Genomic DNA, 348 nt, shown 5'->3' on the forward strand with positions numbered 1-348 from the left:
GCCCCCGGAAAGGCGACGGGGTCGGCCGGTCCGCCCCGGTCTCATGGGGTCAGGCGATGTGTTCTTCTTCCAGCTCCCGCTGGTAGCGGTGCTTGAAGTCCGGCATCAGTCGGCGGGCCAGAGCCCCGCTCTCCGGGTGGCTCATGCCGTGGATGTCCGAGAGGTGTATGTCCAGCTGCTCAGGAGTGGGGAACTCGGCGTTCTCGTGCGCGTACGTGCGGAATGCCTCGTACGCCGTCTGCGTGAACTCCGCCTCGTCCACCAGCGGTTGGGTCTCCGGCTCCGGCTCCGGCTCCGGGTGGCGCGGGCCGGGGACCCAACCGCTGGTGGACGAGGCGGAGTTCACGC

At 69.5% G+C, this 348-nt stretch carries 1 pseudogene; it reads right to left on the bottom strand.

Annotation, left to right across the window (positions count from 1 at the left end):
- Positions 1–49: 49 nt before the first annotated feature.
- Positions 50–348, bottom strand: a pseudogene (locus J0695_RS38320) (DUF2637 domain-containing protein); the annotation flags it as partial.

This window comes from Streptomyces beijiangensis (assembly GCF_017315755.1).
Classification (GTDB): Bacteria; Actinomycetota; Actinomycetes; order Streptomycetales; family Streptomycetaceae; genus Streptomyces; species Streptomyces beijiangensis.